Annotated in this window: 15 protein-coding genes; 12 read left to right on the forward strand and 3 right to left on the reverse strand. The window is 27.7% G+C overall.

What is annotated here, in order from left to right:
- Genes MAEO_RS02035 through MAEO_RS02045 form a run of 3 tightly spaced genes read right to left on the reverse strand, consistent with a single transcriptional unit; the run spans position 1 to position 3,863 of the window.
- Positions 1–927 carry an AAA family ATPase gene (locus tag MAEO_RS02035; protein WP_048062442.1) on the reverse strand — a complete coding sequence of 309 codons (927 nt, stop codon included), beginning with the start codon at positions 925–927 and terminating at the stop codon, positions 1–3.
- A gap of 39 nt (positions 928–966) precedes the next feature.
- Positions 967–1,884, reverse strand: coding sequence for a DUF4350 domain-containing protein (locus MAEO_RS02040; protein WP_011973127.1), 918 nt, complete (start codon positions 1,882–1,884; stop codon positions 967–969).
- Positions 1,884–3,863 carry an Ig-like domain-containing protein gene (locus tag MAEO_RS02045; RefSeq protein WP_011973128.1) on the reverse strand — a complete coding sequence of 660 codons (1,980 nt, stop codon included), beginning with the start codon at positions 3,861–3,863 and terminating at the stop codon, positions 1,884–1,886. The genes MAEO_RS02040 and MAEO_RS02045 overlap by 1 nt, the downstream gene beginning before the upstream one ends.
- Positions 3,864–4,262: 399 nt before the next feature.
- Here MAEO_RS02045 and MAEO_RS02050 point away from each other — a divergent pair, with 399 nt between their 5' ends.
- The 12 genes from MAEO_RS02050 to MAEO_RS02105 all read left to right on the forward strand — a co-directional run bounded on the left by MAEO_RS02050 (position 4,263) and on the right by MAEO_RS02105 (position 16,166).
- Positions 4,263–4,970 (forward strand): hypothetical protein, encoded by a 708-nt coding sequence (locus MAEO_RS02050; protein ID WP_011973129.1) that lies wholly within the window; start codon positions 4,263–4,265, stop codon positions 4,968–4,970.
- Positions 4,971–5,016: 46 nt separating this feature from the next.
- Positions 5,017–5,259 carry a hypothetical protein gene (locus MAEO_RS02055; protein ID WP_048062443.1) on the forward strand — a complete coding sequence of 81 codons (243 nt, stop codon included), beginning with the start codon at positions 5,017–5,019 and terminating at the stop codon, positions 5,257–5,259.
- Positions 5,260–5,907: a DUF1616 domain-containing protein gene (locus tag MAEO_RS02060; RefSeq protein WP_011973131.1), complete on the forward strand. Its 648-nt coding sequence runs from the start codon at positions 5,260–5,262 to the stop codon at positions 5,905–5,907.
- A gap of 3 nt (positions 5,908–5,910) precedes the next feature.
- Entirely contained in the window at positions 5,911–8,631 is a 2,721-nt protein-coding gene (locus tag MAEO_RS02065; RefSeq protein ID WP_011973132.1) for a nucleotide sugar dehydrogenase, read from the forward strand.
- On the forward strand, positions 8,628–9,608 hold the full coding sequence (locus tag MAEO_RS02070; protein WP_011973133.1) for an NAD-dependent epimerase/dehydratase family protein: 981 nt from the start codon (positions 8,628–8,630) through the stop codon (positions 9,606–9,608). The genes MAEO_RS02065 and MAEO_RS02070 overlap by 4 nt, the downstream gene beginning before the upstream one ends.
- Before the next feature lie 2 nt (positions 9,609–9,610).
- Positions 9,611–11,131, forward strand: coding sequence for a flippase (locus MAEO_RS02075; RefSeq protein ID WP_011973134.1), 1,521 nt, complete (start codon positions 9,611–9,613; stop codon positions 11,129–11,131).
- Positions 11,132–11,137: 6 nt separating this feature from the next.
- Entirely contained in the window at positions 11,138–11,827 is a 690-nt protein-coding gene (locus MAEO_RS02080) for an acylneuraminate cytidylyltransferase family protein (RefSeq protein WP_011973135.1), read from the forward strand.
- A gap of 11 nt (positions 11,828–11,838) precedes the next feature.
- The gene (locus tag MAEO_RS02085) at positions 11,839–12,510 is read left to right on the forward strand and encodes an acyltransferase (RefSeq protein ID WP_011973136.1); all 672 of its coding nucleotides are present in this window, start codon (positions 11,839–11,841) and stop codon (positions 12,508–12,510) included.
- 148 nt (positions 12,511–12,658) lie between these two features.
- A complete protein-coding gene (locus MAEO_RS02090) occupies positions 12,659–13,549 on the forward strand; it encodes a radical SAM/SPASM domain-containing protein (RefSeq protein WP_269593228.1) in 891 nt (296 codons plus the stop codon).
- The gene (gene neuB / locus MAEO_RS02095) at positions 13,524–14,573 is read left to right on the forward strand and encodes an N-acetylneuraminate synthase (protein ID WP_011973138.1); all 1,050 of its coding nucleotides are present in this window, start codon (positions 13,524–13,526) and stop codon (positions 14,571–14,573) included. Before MAEO_RS02090 ends, neuB begins: the two co-directional genes overlap by 26 nt.
- A complete protein-coding gene (locus MAEO_RS02100) occupies positions 14,567–15,532 on the forward strand; it encodes an ATP-grasp domain-containing protein (protein ID WP_011973139.1) in 966 nt (321 codons plus the stop codon). The genes neuB and MAEO_RS02100 overlap by 7 nt, the downstream gene beginning before the upstream one ends.
- Complete coding sequence (locus MAEO_RS02105) at positions 15,513–16,166, forward strand: HAD family hydrolase (protein WP_011973140.1); 654 nt, start codon at positions 15,513–15,515, stop codon at positions 16,164–16,166. The genes MAEO_RS02100 and MAEO_RS02105 overlap by 20 nt, the downstream gene beginning before the upstream one ends.
- Positions 16,167–16,168 lie beyond the last annotated feature (2 nt).

The raw sequence follows: 16,168 nt of genomic DNA on the forward strand, positions 1-16,168 counted from the left end.
CTATTTTGGAACTTCTATATTTATTATATCTTCCATAATTTTTCCCCCTGTTAATCCTTCCATTTCATATTCTAATTTTACTTTTATCCTATGTATTAACACATATTTAAATAAATATTTAATATCATCAGGTATTACATAATTTCTACCTTCTACGAATGCCAAAGCTTTCGAAGCCATCATTAATTGTTCCGACGCCCTTGGCGATACCCCATATAATAACCTATTATCATTTCTTGATGCATTTGCTATATTGTGTATATATAACATTATTTCAGGGCTCACTTTAACCTTTTTAACACAAATATTGGCCAATCTTAAATCTCTTTCAGAAATTATACTTATTGTATTTTTAAATGTTCCTTCCTGTTTTCTGTTTAACATTTCTAATTCATCTTGTTTATCAATAGCCAAAATATCTATTTTAAACATAAATCTATCCATTTGAGCTTCTGGAAGGGCATAAACACCCTCATGTTCCAATGGGTTTTTTGTAGCAATTACCATAAATGGATTTGGGAGCTCCATGTATTTACCATCTATTGTGATGCTACCTTCTTGCATTGCCTCCAATAATGCCGACTGGGTTTTAGGAGGTGTCCTATTTATCTCATCGGCAAGTAAAATGTTTGTAAATATTGGCCCAGGCCTTAATTCAAAATCTGATTTTTTTTGATTATAAAAATAAAATCCCAATATATCCGAAGGCATGGTATCGGGCGTGAGCTGAATTCTTTTAAAATCTAATCCAAATAATCCTGCAAAGTTTTTTGCGATTATGGTTTTACCAATTCCCGGAAATCCTTCCAATAGCACATTACCATTTGATAATACTGCCACAGTTAATAATTTTATGACTTCATCATTTCCCACTACACTTTTAGTCATCTCTTTTTTAATGGCATTGTAAAATTCTTTTCCATTTATGTCCATTATATCGCCCTTTTAAGTTAATAATTCGTTATATTAATCTTTAATTTTTTGAATCATTTTTGCTAATTTATCGTATTCAATATTATTTTCTTCGGATATCTTTTTTAAATTAATTTTTTTCTTAAATAAAAAATTGAAAATATCCAAATCAATTCGTTTTATTAAATAGAATATTAGCACCATAATTATAAACAGTACAAATTTTGCATCATTTGAAATATTGTTCTGCACATACGATGTCCCAATATCATAAACAGCATTGGTTGAACGATGGGCCTCATCGATGTATATGGTTTTACCTTTGTAATCATTTAATAAATATGTCCAAAAGTCTTTATTGTGGTTTTTCATACCATTTATAAATATATCTGGGTCAGATATTACAATAATTTTTCCATTAGAATAATTAATTTCCTCCATTAGTATTTTGTTTGAAATAGAGCTTGTTCTTATAATCTCCCCATTTTTTGAATCAATATATGATGGTTTGTTTGTTATTATTTTTCCATCAAATCCTTTAATATTGGGGGTAATTAATAAATCGTCATCTTTTAAATAAAATAAATCTTTTGGTTGGTTATTTATTATTTTCACAGGTAATTGTAATTCTTTATATATATTGTTGGTATTTCCTGTATCGTCTGCAATTATAACGACATTGCCCCGGTTTAAAAATTCTTTTATTATAGATATACTTGAATCAGAATATTTGATATCAGAAGCTATTATAATCAATACCCCATCATTAAACTCATATTCTGAATAAGGGAGCATTAATGGAACAGGTTTTCCTGTTGCATATATTATTTTTCCAAATTCAGAGCATCCATTCCATTCTTTATTAAATATATTATATTCTTGGTTGGTTTGAATAAACGGAATAGACAGTGGAAGAGATAATAACGAAATCCCAACAATGGCATAGGATATATATTTAATATAATTATTCATTAAAGTTCCCCCAATATCTTTTTAATTTTTTCAAAATATTCTGTTTTCACAGATTTATCCAATCGTGCTCTTTCATAAGTGATTTTTTCATGTATTGCCGTAATAAAATTTAAGTCAGGATATAATTCAGGATAATTCTCTTTTATTTTAAAAAGGAGCTCCCTTGGAGTTAATTGTTTTGAAATATTATATTTTTTTACCAACTCCCCAAATAATATTTTATATGCCTCTTCAATTAATTCAAATGATAAATAATCATCAATTTGAGTTTCTTCTGCAATATTTAAAGGCTGTTTCCCCGCTTCTTCTTTTTCCGATAAATCAATTATTTTATTATCATTGTCGGAGGATTCTTTATTATTTATTAAATTATTTCTTTTGAAATATATCAATATAATTAATATAATTGCCATTAACATTAATAAATAAGAGAATATCCCAATTCCATCCTCTACGAATAACCTTATTTCATTGGATTTTGAAGGAGCATATATATTGTCCCCGCCATAAGTGGCATAAATTATATAATTTCCAGAATTATTAATTGAAATATTTACATCAAATTTATCTTTTGATTGTATTGTGGCATATTTTGTATTATTAACAAATATATTAATACATTTATAATCATTTGCCCCCTCGGGTCTTTGATTTTGTTCAAAAGACGAAGTCTTTGGTGTGTAAATTTGCCCAACTATTTCTATATTTTCCCCCTTTGAAATAGCATTATTTTTATTATTATTTTTTGTTTCAATTACAATATTCACAGGATATCTTAAAAATTCAACTTTTACGGATTTATTGGATTTTTGATATATTGAAGTTCCATTGTATTTTAACGGTAAATCAGTAATTCCTCCGATATTGGACTGTTTTATTATAGAAAATTTTCCATTATTTAATTTATAATATTTGCCATTCTCCGATATATACCCATCAACTGGATTATCATTTTTATCTACCACCACCCCATTTATTCTGACGGTTTTATTTACGAATGCAATATATTTTGGTTCTGTCAATATGTAGGTGGGAATTTTTGAAACTTCTACAACTACCACATTTGAAGTTAAATTATTTTGTGTATCAAATCTTTGAGATGGTTCAAAATACGAAGTCTTTTGTGTAGCATAAATTTCATAATATCCAGTTTCATTAAAGGAATAATTCATTGAAAATATATTGTCTGTATTATTGACCTCATAAATATTATTTCCTACTGTTAATTCTATTGAAGTATTGGGAGCTCCCCCTCCACCATATATAATTATATTATCAAATAATGCTGGTTTTTCATTTGAAACTTTAATATATAAACCTGTGGAATTAACTGGGAGCTCCATATATCTGCTATCTACAATATTTTTATATTGTTCATATCCCCCAATATATAATTTAATTATGTTCCTTATATTTGAGGTATTAAAATATAGTGTATTATTCTTCTGTTTTAAATTAGAAATATTGTTAATATTATCTAAATTATTGTATAATAATTCAATAGTATCATTTATTTCTACAACTGTTAATTTAGCATTTTTGATACTATTGGTCGTATTTTCATTTAAATCATTGATTAAATTGTAATTTAATTCACATAATTTATTTAAATTATTTGAAAAATTATAAAAAGGACCAATTACCAACATTGATGGAGACGATATATTTTTAGACTGATAATATATAATCTCCTGCTGGGTTAATTTTGTTTTATTGTATACTAAAATAGAATTATTTAAATATGAGGGGTCTTCCTGTACCATCTGTCCAATAATTGTAGAATAATCATTCAATATATCACTGAAATATTGATGAGTATATGAATCGTCTTGTTCTAACAATGAAGGATTTACAGAATTTCCATTTATAGGATTTAATATTATCATTAATATTAAAAAAGCATATATTGTTGTTCGTTTCGAAACTTGTTTTATTGTATTATGCTTTTTTACGCCCAATTTAAATATATTTTTTTTCATACTACCACAACCATAACAATTGAATTACTCTGCCTTATGAAAGGGAGCTCCTCGCCGAAAAATTAAATGGCCTATGGCCAACAATAAATATATTATTATATATTTTATATAATACTAAGTTTATATATATATTATTATATATTTTATATAATACTAAGTTTATATATATATTATTATATATTTTATATAATACTAAGTTTATATTATATATTTTATGCCATTATATTATCATAATATCATACTAACTATCGTGGTGAAATTATTTATAATTACAAACGGAATAATAAAATCATAAGTGGAATATGTATTGCAATTGGAATTTATTTAATATATGAAGGTATTTATTATAATGTAATATCCCATATAAATTTAGGGGTTATAGGAATATTTATTGGACTAATGATATTGTCTTTTGTGCCTTCTAACTTAATTGATATTAAATTATATGATGATTCAATTCATTATTATGGGGAATTTTTTAAAAAATTTATACAAAACAACAATTTAAACGGAAATGCCATATATATTCCCCCATATACAAATTTACCAAATGGTGGTGTATTCATATTAAATGAAGAACATTTTAAAATACATTTGGGCAATTTTGATGAGGAAACATACAAAATTACATCTGGAAATCATTCGGGAATTTTAATTACTCCATTTCCATATTATAAATTTATAAAATCAATAGAGGAATTTTCAAATACTTCTTTTAAAAATTCTGATTTAAATACTACAATATCAATACTATCCTCTACATTAAAATCGCAAGGATTAATTGATACAATAGATTATGATGGTTATGACGAATATGATGAAGTAGATAATGATGAAAGGGAAATAGACAATTACAATACAGATAATAGAAATAACAATAATACTAATAATACTATTACGATAACAATAGAGGATATAAAACTAAAATCATGTTTAAATATGGATGGAAAAACGGCAGGAATTGCATGCCCAATAATTTCATCAATATTATGTTCCATAACTTTAACAACAAATCAACTAATATTACTTGAAGATATCAAAAAAGAAGGAAATTATATAATAATAACAGTTAAAAAAATGGGAACTATTGACGAATATATATGGTGAAAAAATTCCTACACAAAGCTGGCGAATTTTTACGAGAGGTGCAAAAATGCGGGTTAAGGATAGTATTATTTTATATTTCTCGGGATGGGCATTAATAAGTGCATTATTTGCACCATCTGTTGATTTATTTTTTACATTGTTGTTAATCGGATTTTTAATATTTATAGAAATAGGGGATTTTTTTATAGATAATAAAAGTAAAGAAATTTTAAAATCTTTTAAATATGTGTTAATAGCAATATTTGTATTTATTGTTGTGGATAAAATTAAAACCATATTGGTGAAATAAATGAATTTAAAAAGATACTTAGCTAATTTAAAAGAGGGACTGGACTGGAATAATCGAAGTAAATTAAATAAATTTTTAACTATATTTTTTCTTATTTTATTGGTGTCATCATTAATTGCCACAATATATATTATTGAAAATCCAAAACAAACAGAATATTTCACAGAATTTTATATATTGGGTCAAACAGGAAAGGCATATGATTATCCAACCAATTTATTTGCTGGCCAAAATGGAACTGTGATAATTGGTGTGGTGAATCGGGAAGGCAAAGAAATGAATTATACCGTCGAAATTTATTTGGTAAATGCAACATATAACGATATAAATATCACCGAAAATATCACAAATGACACATATGGCACAAACAGCATTATTATAAATAATATAACGAGACTAGATAAATTTGATAATATATTACTATATCCAAAACCAATTGTGGTTGAAGGAAATTGGAGCTCCCAATGGGAAACACCATATATGATTAACATAAATAAATCTGGAAATTACCAATTATGGTTTTTATTATTTGAAAATGAAACATATAAAAATGACAGTGAAACTCAAAAAATATATCATGGCATTAATAACGATATTCTTAGCTTAAAATTAAATATTGAAGTTAAAAAATCATATATGTGGGGTTAATTTATGAAAATTTCAGTAATAGGAACAGGATATGTTGGCTTAATTCAAAGTGTAGGTTTGGCAGAGTTTGGATTTGATGTAGTAGGTATAGATATAGACGAAACTAAGGTAAAACGACTTAATGAGGGTAAATGTCCATTGTATGAAGATGGTTTGGAGGAGCTCCTAACAAATAATATAAATAAAAACTTAAAATTTACAACCTCATACCAGGAGATAAAAGATAGTGATATTATTTTTCTATGTGTGGGGACCCCCCAAGATGAAAAAGGAAATGCAGATTTAAGATTTATTTACTCCGCCACAGAATCGATTAAAAAACAGCTAACAAAGGACAGTTATAAAGTTATAGTTCTAAAATCCACAGTACCAATTGGAACAAATAGAAAAATTAAGGAATCGTTAAAGGATTATATCGTTGATGTTGTTTCAAATCCTGAATTTTTAAGGGAGGGAATTGCAGTAGATGATTTCTTTAATCCTGAAAGAATTGTATTGGGATTTGAAAATTTAGAAAATAAAAAACCAATTGAAGCGATGAAAAAAATATATGGGGAATTTGAAGATAAGGGAGCTCCCATAATTATCACAGATTGGGAAAGTGCTGAAATGATAAAATATGCTTCCAATGCCTTTTTAGCTACAAAAATTTCCTTTGCAAATGAATTATCAAAATTATCCGATGAAGTTGGTGCAGATATAAAAACCATAAGTGAGGCCATGGGAATCGATAAAAGGATTGGAAACAAGTTTTTAAACGCTGGAATAGGCTATGGCGGAAGCTGCTTCCATCCTGATGAAATACTATTTGTGGATTTTGGAGATGGATTAGAATGTATGGCATTTAAAGAACTATTTGACGAGCTCAGTAGAGACAATAATAGAAGTGTGAAAATATTATCCATCAATAAAAATTTAAAATTGGATTTAGCAAATCTAAAATTAATAACAAAAAGAGATTACTCTGATGATTTAATTGTTTTAAAAACGACAATGGGAAGAGAAATAAAAATAACAAAAGACCATCCTGTTGTTGTGTTGAATGGAGATAAACTACATGTTAAATTAGCGGAAAATATTAAAGAAGGGGATGAAATAGCACTACCTAAGGGGGAATTTAATAGTAATAGTAATATTAATAATATAATTACAATCGATATATTGGAAGAAATAAAAAATACCCCATTAATTGAAAAAACATATTTAAATAATAAAAATATGGTGTTAAATGAATTTGAGAATATAAGAGCTCATCTATCAAACAAATATATTCACGATATAAAGAAGAATGGAACCGTAAGAGCAAAGGATATGTTACCAATAAGAAGCATATTAAATAAATATAATTATAATTCAAATAGGCTATTCACCGTTAGAAGCAAATCTACAACAATTCCATCAGTTATAAAAATAGACGGCGATTTTGCTAGATTAATAGGATATTATTTAGCAGAAGGTTGGATTTCAGAGGATGGTAAAAAAAATGGTGCTATTAGAAAAAGAATTAGTTTTTCATTCGGAGCTCATGAGGAAGAATATATCAACGATGTTAAAAATATATTGAATAAATTGGATATAAATTATATCGAAAAAATTAGAAATGGTTCCCATTCCATAATAATATCTTCAAAATTGTTGGCATATATCTTCGAAGAGGCATTAAAATGTGGAAATAATTGTTATAACAAGCAAATACCGCCACAAATATTTAATTCACCATCAGATATTAAATGGGAATTCTTAAAAGGTATTTTAAGGGGAGATGGAGGTATTGTTAAATTAAATAATAACAAGAACCTAAACATTGAATATGGAACAGTCAGTAAAAAATTGGCAAATTCTTTGATGATATTATTACAATCGTTGGGCATAATCACATCATTAAAAAGATGCTACAATAACAAAAGCACAACATTAACCTATATTATAAGGATAAACGGATTAAACCAGGTTAAAAAAATCGGAGAATTATTTGGGGATAAATGGAACAATTACAAAGAAATTGCAGATAATTATGAAAGAAATATAAAACCTATTGGTTATAAAAAATTTGATAACTATGCATCATTAAAGGTTAAATCCGTTGAAAGAGAATATTATGGCGGAGAAGTATATAGTGTAGAAACAGATAATAATTTGTTAATATCTTCTTATGGATTGTTAATTCATAACTGCTTCCCAAAAGATGTTAGGGCACTTATAAATCAGTTTGAAAACCACAATATCTCCCCAAAATTGATTAAAGCCACAGATGAAGTAAATGATGAACAAATAAAATGGTTCTTCGATAAAATTAAAAATTATTATAACAACGATATTAATCAAAAAACCTTTGCAGTGTTGGGATTGGCATTTAAGCCAAATACTGATGATTTAAGAGAAAGCAGAGGTATAAAATTAATTGATTTGCTGTTAGAAGATGGTGCAATAGTTAAGGGCTTCGATTATGTTGAGAAAGCGAGAGAAAATACCATTAATAAATATAAGTTGGATAAATCAAAAGCATTTTATGGATATAATTTATATGTATTAGATGATTTATACGAAACTGTAAAAGATGTTGATGCCATTATAATAACTACGGAATATGATTTCAATGATGAAGATTGGGAAAAAATAAACAAATTAGTTAAGGATAAAGTTGTATTTGATGGTAGAAATATTCTCGATATGGACAAAATAAAGAAATTGGGATTTGAGTATTATGGGGTAGGTAGGAAATGAAATATAAAAATATTTTAATAACTGGAAGTGCGGGATTTATTGGATTTCATTTAAGCAAATATTTATTGGAAAATTATAATAATGTCCAAGTCATTGGGATTGATAATCTAAATAATTACTACAATCCCCTTTTAAAGGAAAAGAGAAATGATATCTTAAAAAATTATGAAAATTACAACTTTATTAAAGCTGATTTTTCTAACTGGAATGATTTGGAAAATAATCTAAAAAATAAAGATATTGATTTAATAGTTCATCTCGGAGCTCAGGCTGGTGTGAGGTACTCTTTGGAGAATCCTTGGGCCTATGAAAAATCAAACCTATTAGGAACGATGAATATATTTGAGCTCGCTAGAAAGCTAAATATAGAAAAGGTTGTTTATGCTTCTTCATCATCAGTATATGGAGGGAATAAAAAGATTCCATTTAGTGAAGATGATATCGTGGATAAACCTGTTTCTTTATATGCTGCAACAAAAAAATCAAATGAATTAATGGCACATACTTACCACCATTTATACGACATTAAGATGATAGGATTAAGATTTTTTACAGTTTATGGGGAGTATGGAAGACCTGATATGGCATATTTTAAATTTGCAAAAAAAATACTGTCAAATGAACCTATTGACATATATAACTATGGAGATATGGAAAGAGATTTTACCTATATATCCGATGTTGTGGACGGCATAATTTCATCAATTGAAAAAGATTTTGATTATGAAATTTTTAATTTGGGAAACTCCCGACCTGTTAAGTTGATGTATTTTGTGGAGCTCCTTGAAAAATACCTTAACAAAGAGGCAGAAAAGAACTTTTTGCCCATGCAAGATGGGGATGTTTTAAGAACTTATGCGGATTTAAATAAAAGCAGTAAATTATTAAATTATAATCCAAAGGTTTCTATTGAAGAAGGGCTGAAAAGGTTTTGTAATTGGTTTTTAGAGAATAAGGAGTGGCTATTGGTGTTGTAAATATGGACTATAAAGAAAGGGCAATAAAAGGTATTAGTTGGAATTTTCTATTATTAATATTGGCGGCTCCCATTGGCTATTTAGTCAGGATGTTATATGCAAATGAAATTCCTAAATTGGAAGTTGGTCTATTTTATGCTGTTTTGGATTTTTGTTGTATGGTTGCTATTTTTAAAGATTTGGGTTTAAGTGCTGCATTAGTTAGGTTTATTCCAAAATTTATACATGAAAAAAGAAATGATTTAGTCAAATCAGCGATAGTAAGTGTTGGTATTTTACAGAGCTCTGTATCGTTGTTAATAACCATTGGAATTATTTTACTTTCTCCTTTAATAGCGAAATATTATATAAACAATCAGGGGCAATTTATAGGGCATTTAGATTTGGTTATTAATGTTTTAATTATTTTGAGTATAGGATATTGGTTTCAGAGTATAATGGATGTCATTAGAAATGCCATACAGGGCTTTCAAAATCAGAAGTATTTTGGAACTAGTAATTTTGTTAAGATTTCTTTAGTTTTGATTTCATCAGTAATATTCATCTATATTTTAGATATACACAATGTTTTTGCTCCAAGTTATGCATACACCATAACCCCAATATTAATGATATTAATCTATGCTTCCATATTTATTAAAAAGATTTTTCCAGAGTTTTTTAAGGGGAGATTTATTTTCTCAAAAAAACTAATTAAAGATTTATTTTCTTATGGGCTACCTGTTATGATGGGTAGTGCAGGGAGTTTAATTTTAGGCTATGTTGATGGAATTTGTTTAACTTACTTTACAGGTTTAAATGCAGTTGCTGATTATAGAAATGTGGCAATGCCTACGGTTAGTATTTTAGGTTATTTTGCAAGTGCTGTTGGTGCAGTCTTATTTCCAATGAGTTCCGAGTTATGGGAAAAGGGGCATAAAGAAGCATTAAGGTATGGAGTTGAAAGGATTTGTTTGTATTCTTTTGTTTTAGTTTTACCGATGGCAATATTGATGGCATATTTTCCAACAGTTGTTGTTAATTTACTATTTAACGCTCAATATTTGCCCGCAGCAGACGCCATAAGAATATTAAGTTTAGGAACCGTTTTTATGACTTTAAATGGGATTGGATTTACAGTATTAAATGGTATTGGAAAGCCTTCATTATCAACTAAAATTTTATATTTTGGGGCGACATTTAACTTAATTTTCAATCTTTTATTAATTCCAAAATTTGGAATTATTGGAGCATCTATAACCACCGTCTTAGGATACTTCATAATGTGGATTTTTCAGATGAAATATTTATCTAAATTTTTAGAGCATAAATTTTTAAATAAAAATTGGATATTAATTATATTCATTGGAATTTTTAGTTTAATTCCAATTATATTCATCAAAGATTTAATCAATAATATGTTTTTAGAGTTGGCTGTTTGCGGAATTGTTTATTTTGGAATATATATGTTGGGAATATTTGGACTAAAAATAATAAATATAAATGAGATTAATGATATTATTGGCAAAATTATAAAGAGGTAAGCAATCATGAAAAATAAAATCCTTGCATTAATCCCCGCAAGAGGGGGAAGTAAAGGACTTCCAAGAAAAAATATAAAACCACTGTTGGGAAAGCCTTTAATTGCTTGGACAATTGAGCAAGCAAAGAATAGCAAGTATGTAGATAAGGTTGTTGTATCTACTGATGATGAAGAAATTGCAGAAATTTCAAGAAAATATGGAGCAGAAGTTCCATTTTTAAGGCCGAAAGAATTGGCAAGAGATGATTCCCCTACAATTGATACAATTATGCATGCAACAAACTGGTTTGAAGAAAGAGGGGAAATTTTTGATATTATTGTATTACTTCAGCCAACATCACCATTAAAAACTACTGAGGATATTGATAATGCAATTGAACTATTTTTAAATAATAAAAATGCTCTATCATTAGTTAGTGTTAAAGAAAATGAACATCCGCCATTTTGGAGTTTTAAAATTGAAAACGACTATATAAAACCACTATTTGGAAATGAATATATTAATAAAAGGAGACAAGAACTCCCAAAATGCCATATACCAAATGGTGCAATATTTATATCCTATATTAAGGTATTAAAAGAATATAGGACATTTTACACTCCAAAAACAATATCCTACATAATGCCACCAGAAAGAAGTGTTGATATTGATAATGAATTTGATTTTCTATTGGCTGAATTTATCTTAAAAAAATAAAAAGTGATACAATGAAAAATTCTGTATATTCCCATCAACTTGTTATATATAAGATCATAAAAAATTTATGTACAAATAAAATATTATATGGCATATTTAGAATTTTAGAAGAAGCCAGATGGGAATACGAATATAAAAGATATCGGGAAAAATACGATATTCATCCAACATTTAGATTCAATGGTCCAGGAATTACTCTTTACGGCAATGGTAAAATAATATTGGGGGAAAATTCATATATTGGTAGATACAGCTCTATTCAATCGGTAGATGGATGTATTGTGAAAATTGGTAATAATTGTGCAATTAGTCATTATGTTATGATTTATACTGCAAATGCTGTTGCTGATCAAGATTTTAATAAGCCCAGAGACCAAAGAAAAATTAAAAAGGGTAATGTAATAATAGAAGATTTTTGTTGGATTGGTGCTCAAACATTTATTACTGAAGGAGTAAATATAGGTCAAAATGCTGCTGTTGTTGGAGCGAATTCTGTTGTTACAAAAGATATTCCCCCACATTCAATTGCAGTAGGATGTCCCACAAAAGTTATAAAATTTAAATCTTATTTAAATGATAAAGACATAATAAAATTAGCAAAAGATTACTGGAACATTTTACATCAAAATCTTAAAAAACATTTACTTACCCAATATGAAGAACTAAATAATTTAGGGGATTAAAATGTGAGACATTCAAAAGGAATTAATTAAAAAGATTCTAAAATATAAAATAACGAGAAAACTAGTAATTAAATATGGCCACACAATAACATGGTTAAAATATGTTAGATATTTTATTAAACCTCCAAAAGTTCCAAAAACTATCTATATTGAGACTACAAATGCTTGTAATTACAGATGTGTAATGTGTCCAAGAGAAACCATGACACATGAAGTAGGGTTTATGGATGACGAATTATATAAAAAAATTATTGATGAGGCATGTAAATTGGGAGTTCAAAGAGTAAGATTGCATTTCTATGGAGAACCACTACTACATAAAAACCTTATTGAAAGAATAAAATATGCAAAAAGAAAAGGACTTTTTGTTGATATCGATACTAATGCAGAACTTTTAACACCAGATTTAAGTGAAAAATTAGTGAATTCAGGAATTGATCAAATTATAATCTCTTTTCATGGATTGACTCCTGAGGAATATAAACATATCACAGGCAGGGACAGTTTTGGAGTTATTACGAAGAACATAACACACTTAATTAAAATTAAAGAAATAAAAAACATTAAAAAGCCAAAGATAATAATCCAAACGACCATTATGGATATAAATTACAAAAATGTTCATAAAGTATTTAATTATTTTCCCAAAGATAAAGTTGAATTTAGTGTAACAAATTGTAATTACAATCCATTATTGATGAAAAATGACTATCGACATATAAAATTTGAATATAACAGAAAAGTTCCTTGCTTATCTCTCTATAATACATTAGTTGTTTCATGGGATGGAAATGTTACTGTATGTTGCTCAGATGTCAATTTTAATCTTTCAATAGGTCACATTGAAGATGGAATTATTAACCTATTTAATAATGATAAGATCAAAAAACTTCGAAAATATCATCTTTTCGGAAAATTTGATAAATTACCATTGTGTAAAAAATGTATTGATCCAATCGCACATTCATTATACATGCCAATAAAAATAAAAGAGAATATAATATGTGGTAAATATGAAAAAAATAAAAATAGAAAATAAATATATTGGTGAAAATGAGCCAGTGTTTATAATAGCAGAGGCAGGGGTTAATCACAATGGAGATATTGAGCTCGCAAAAAAATTAATTGATATTGCATCAGAATGTGGTGCTGATGCCGTGAAATTTCAGACATTTAAAGCTGAAAAGGTAGTTTCAAAAAGAGCTCCGAAAGCAGAGTATCAAACTAAAAATACAGGAACTGATGAGAGTCAGTATGAAATGATAAAGGAGCTCGAATTAACAGAAGATGATTTTTATGAATTATACAAATATTCTAAAAATAAAAATATAATGTTTTTATCTACACCATTTGATTTTGAAAGTGCTGATTATTTAGACGAATTAATGCCATTATTTAAAATATCATCAACTGATTTAAACAATTTACCATTTTTGGAATATATCGCAAAAAAGAAAAAGCCTATAATACTATCCACTGGAATGGGGACATTGGGGGAAATAGATGAAGCTATAAACATCATAAAGAAAGCAAACAATAATGATATAATATTGCTACACTGTGTCACAAACTATCCAGCTAGTTTTGAAAGTTTGAATTTGAGAGTTATTAGAACATTAAAAGAAGCATTTAAACTACCTGTTGGTTTTTCAGACCATAGCTTAGGAATTTATGCCCCAATAAGTGCGGTATCTCTCGGAGCTACTGTTATTGAGAAGCATTTTACATTAGATAAAAATCTACCGGGTCCTGACCATAAGGCATCCCTAAGCCCCGAAGAATTAAAAGAAATGGTAAGTGCAATCCGTTCAATTGAAAAAGCATTGGGAAATGGTATAAAAAGACCCACCTCCGAAGAAGAGAAAATTAAAAAAGTTGCAAGAAGAAGTTTAGTAGCAAATGTTGATATTCCAAAAGGGGCGACAATCAAAAAAGAAATGATAGTCATAAAAAGACCAGGAACGGGGATTGAGCCAAAGTATTTAAATGAAATTATGGGGAAAAAGGTAAAAAGAGATATCAAAATAGATGAGATTTTAAAATTAGGTGATATAGAATGGTAAAAATTTTAAGAACAGCAACTGGATGCATGGCATCGATTAGTTTTATCAATGAATTAATGAAAAAGGGTGTTGAGGTTGTATGTGTTGATGCAAATCCTATTTCTGTTGGATTACATTACTGTAGAAAGAAATATGTAGTTCCAAAAGGAAATGAACCAAATTTTATTCCCGAATTACTAAAAATTTGTAAAAAAGAAAATATAGATGCCATCTTATCAGGTCCAGAAGAAGAAATTATACATATCTCAAAAAATAAAGATATTTTCTTAAATGAGGGAATTTTACCAATTGTATCCGATTATGAAACAATTAAAATAACATCCGATAAGTGGAAGACTTATGAATTTTTTATAAATAACAACATCTCAACTCCAAAAACATATAAATTAGATGAAATTAAAAAAGAAGAAATAAATTTCCCAATTGTCCTAAAACCAAGATTTGGTAGAGGGGGTCTGGGAATATACATCGCAAAAGATATGGGTGATTTTAATTACATTGTAAAGAAATGTAACTCAGATTATATTGCACAGGAGTTCATTGAGGGCATTGAATTCACAATTGATATATTTTCAGATATGGATGGAAATATTTTGTCTGTTGTTCCAAGAAAACGGTTGTCAGTGGAATCAGGCATATCTGTAAAATCTGAGGTAACATACAATGAGACCATAATAAAATATGCAAAAGAAATTGCGGAAAAACTAAATATTAAAGGTCCTGCAAATATTCAATGCATTTTAAAAAATAATAAATCATATTTTATTGAAATAAATCCACGATTTGGTGGTGGCTCAATATTGTCAATAAGGAGTGACCCAACAATAATTGAAAATTTAATAAGAATTGTCAAAGGGGAAAAACCCATACCAAGCAAAGGTTTCAAACAAAACTTACTGATGTTAAGATACTACTCTGAAATTTTTGTTGAGGGGAAACATGAAAGCCATAATATTTGATTTAGATAATACTCTTTATGATTATAGGGATTATTTCTATCAAGTTTTTTTAAAATTATCAGAATATTTTTATAAAAGGTACCAAATTCCAAAAGATGAATTTATTAAAACATCAATGGAGATATTGAACAAAAGAAAAAGCAGATATCCAAAATTATTCAATGAAATATTGAATGTATTAAACATTCCTGAAAACGAAGTTAAGTTTTGTGTTGAGATATTCACTAGTGGAAGATTTCCAATAGTTCCATCTGATGGAGTTTATGAAGTGTTAGATTATCTAAAAAACAAAAATTATTTTTTAGGCATAATTACTGATGGAAACCATATACGTCAAAGAGAAAAAATAAAATCCTTAAAATTTGAAAATTATTTTGATACTGTTGTTTATACAGATATTTTTCAATCTCCAAAACCTTCCCCAACACCTTACCAATATATAATTAGTAAATTTGGTATTAATCCAAAATTATCATATTATGTTGGCGATGACCCTGATGTTGATTTTAGAGGAGCAAAATTCGTTGGATTAAATACTATAAGGGTATTAAATGGAGAGTTTATATATAAAAAGAAAAATAAATTTATAGATTACGAAATAAAGGAAATAAAGGAAATAATTAACATAGTGTAATG

The organism is Methanococcus aeolicus Nankai-3 (genome assembly GCF_000017185.1).
Classification (GTDB): Archaea; AGJL01; Methanococci; order Methanococcales; family Methanococcaceae; genus Methanofervidicoccus; species Methanofervidicoccus aeolicus.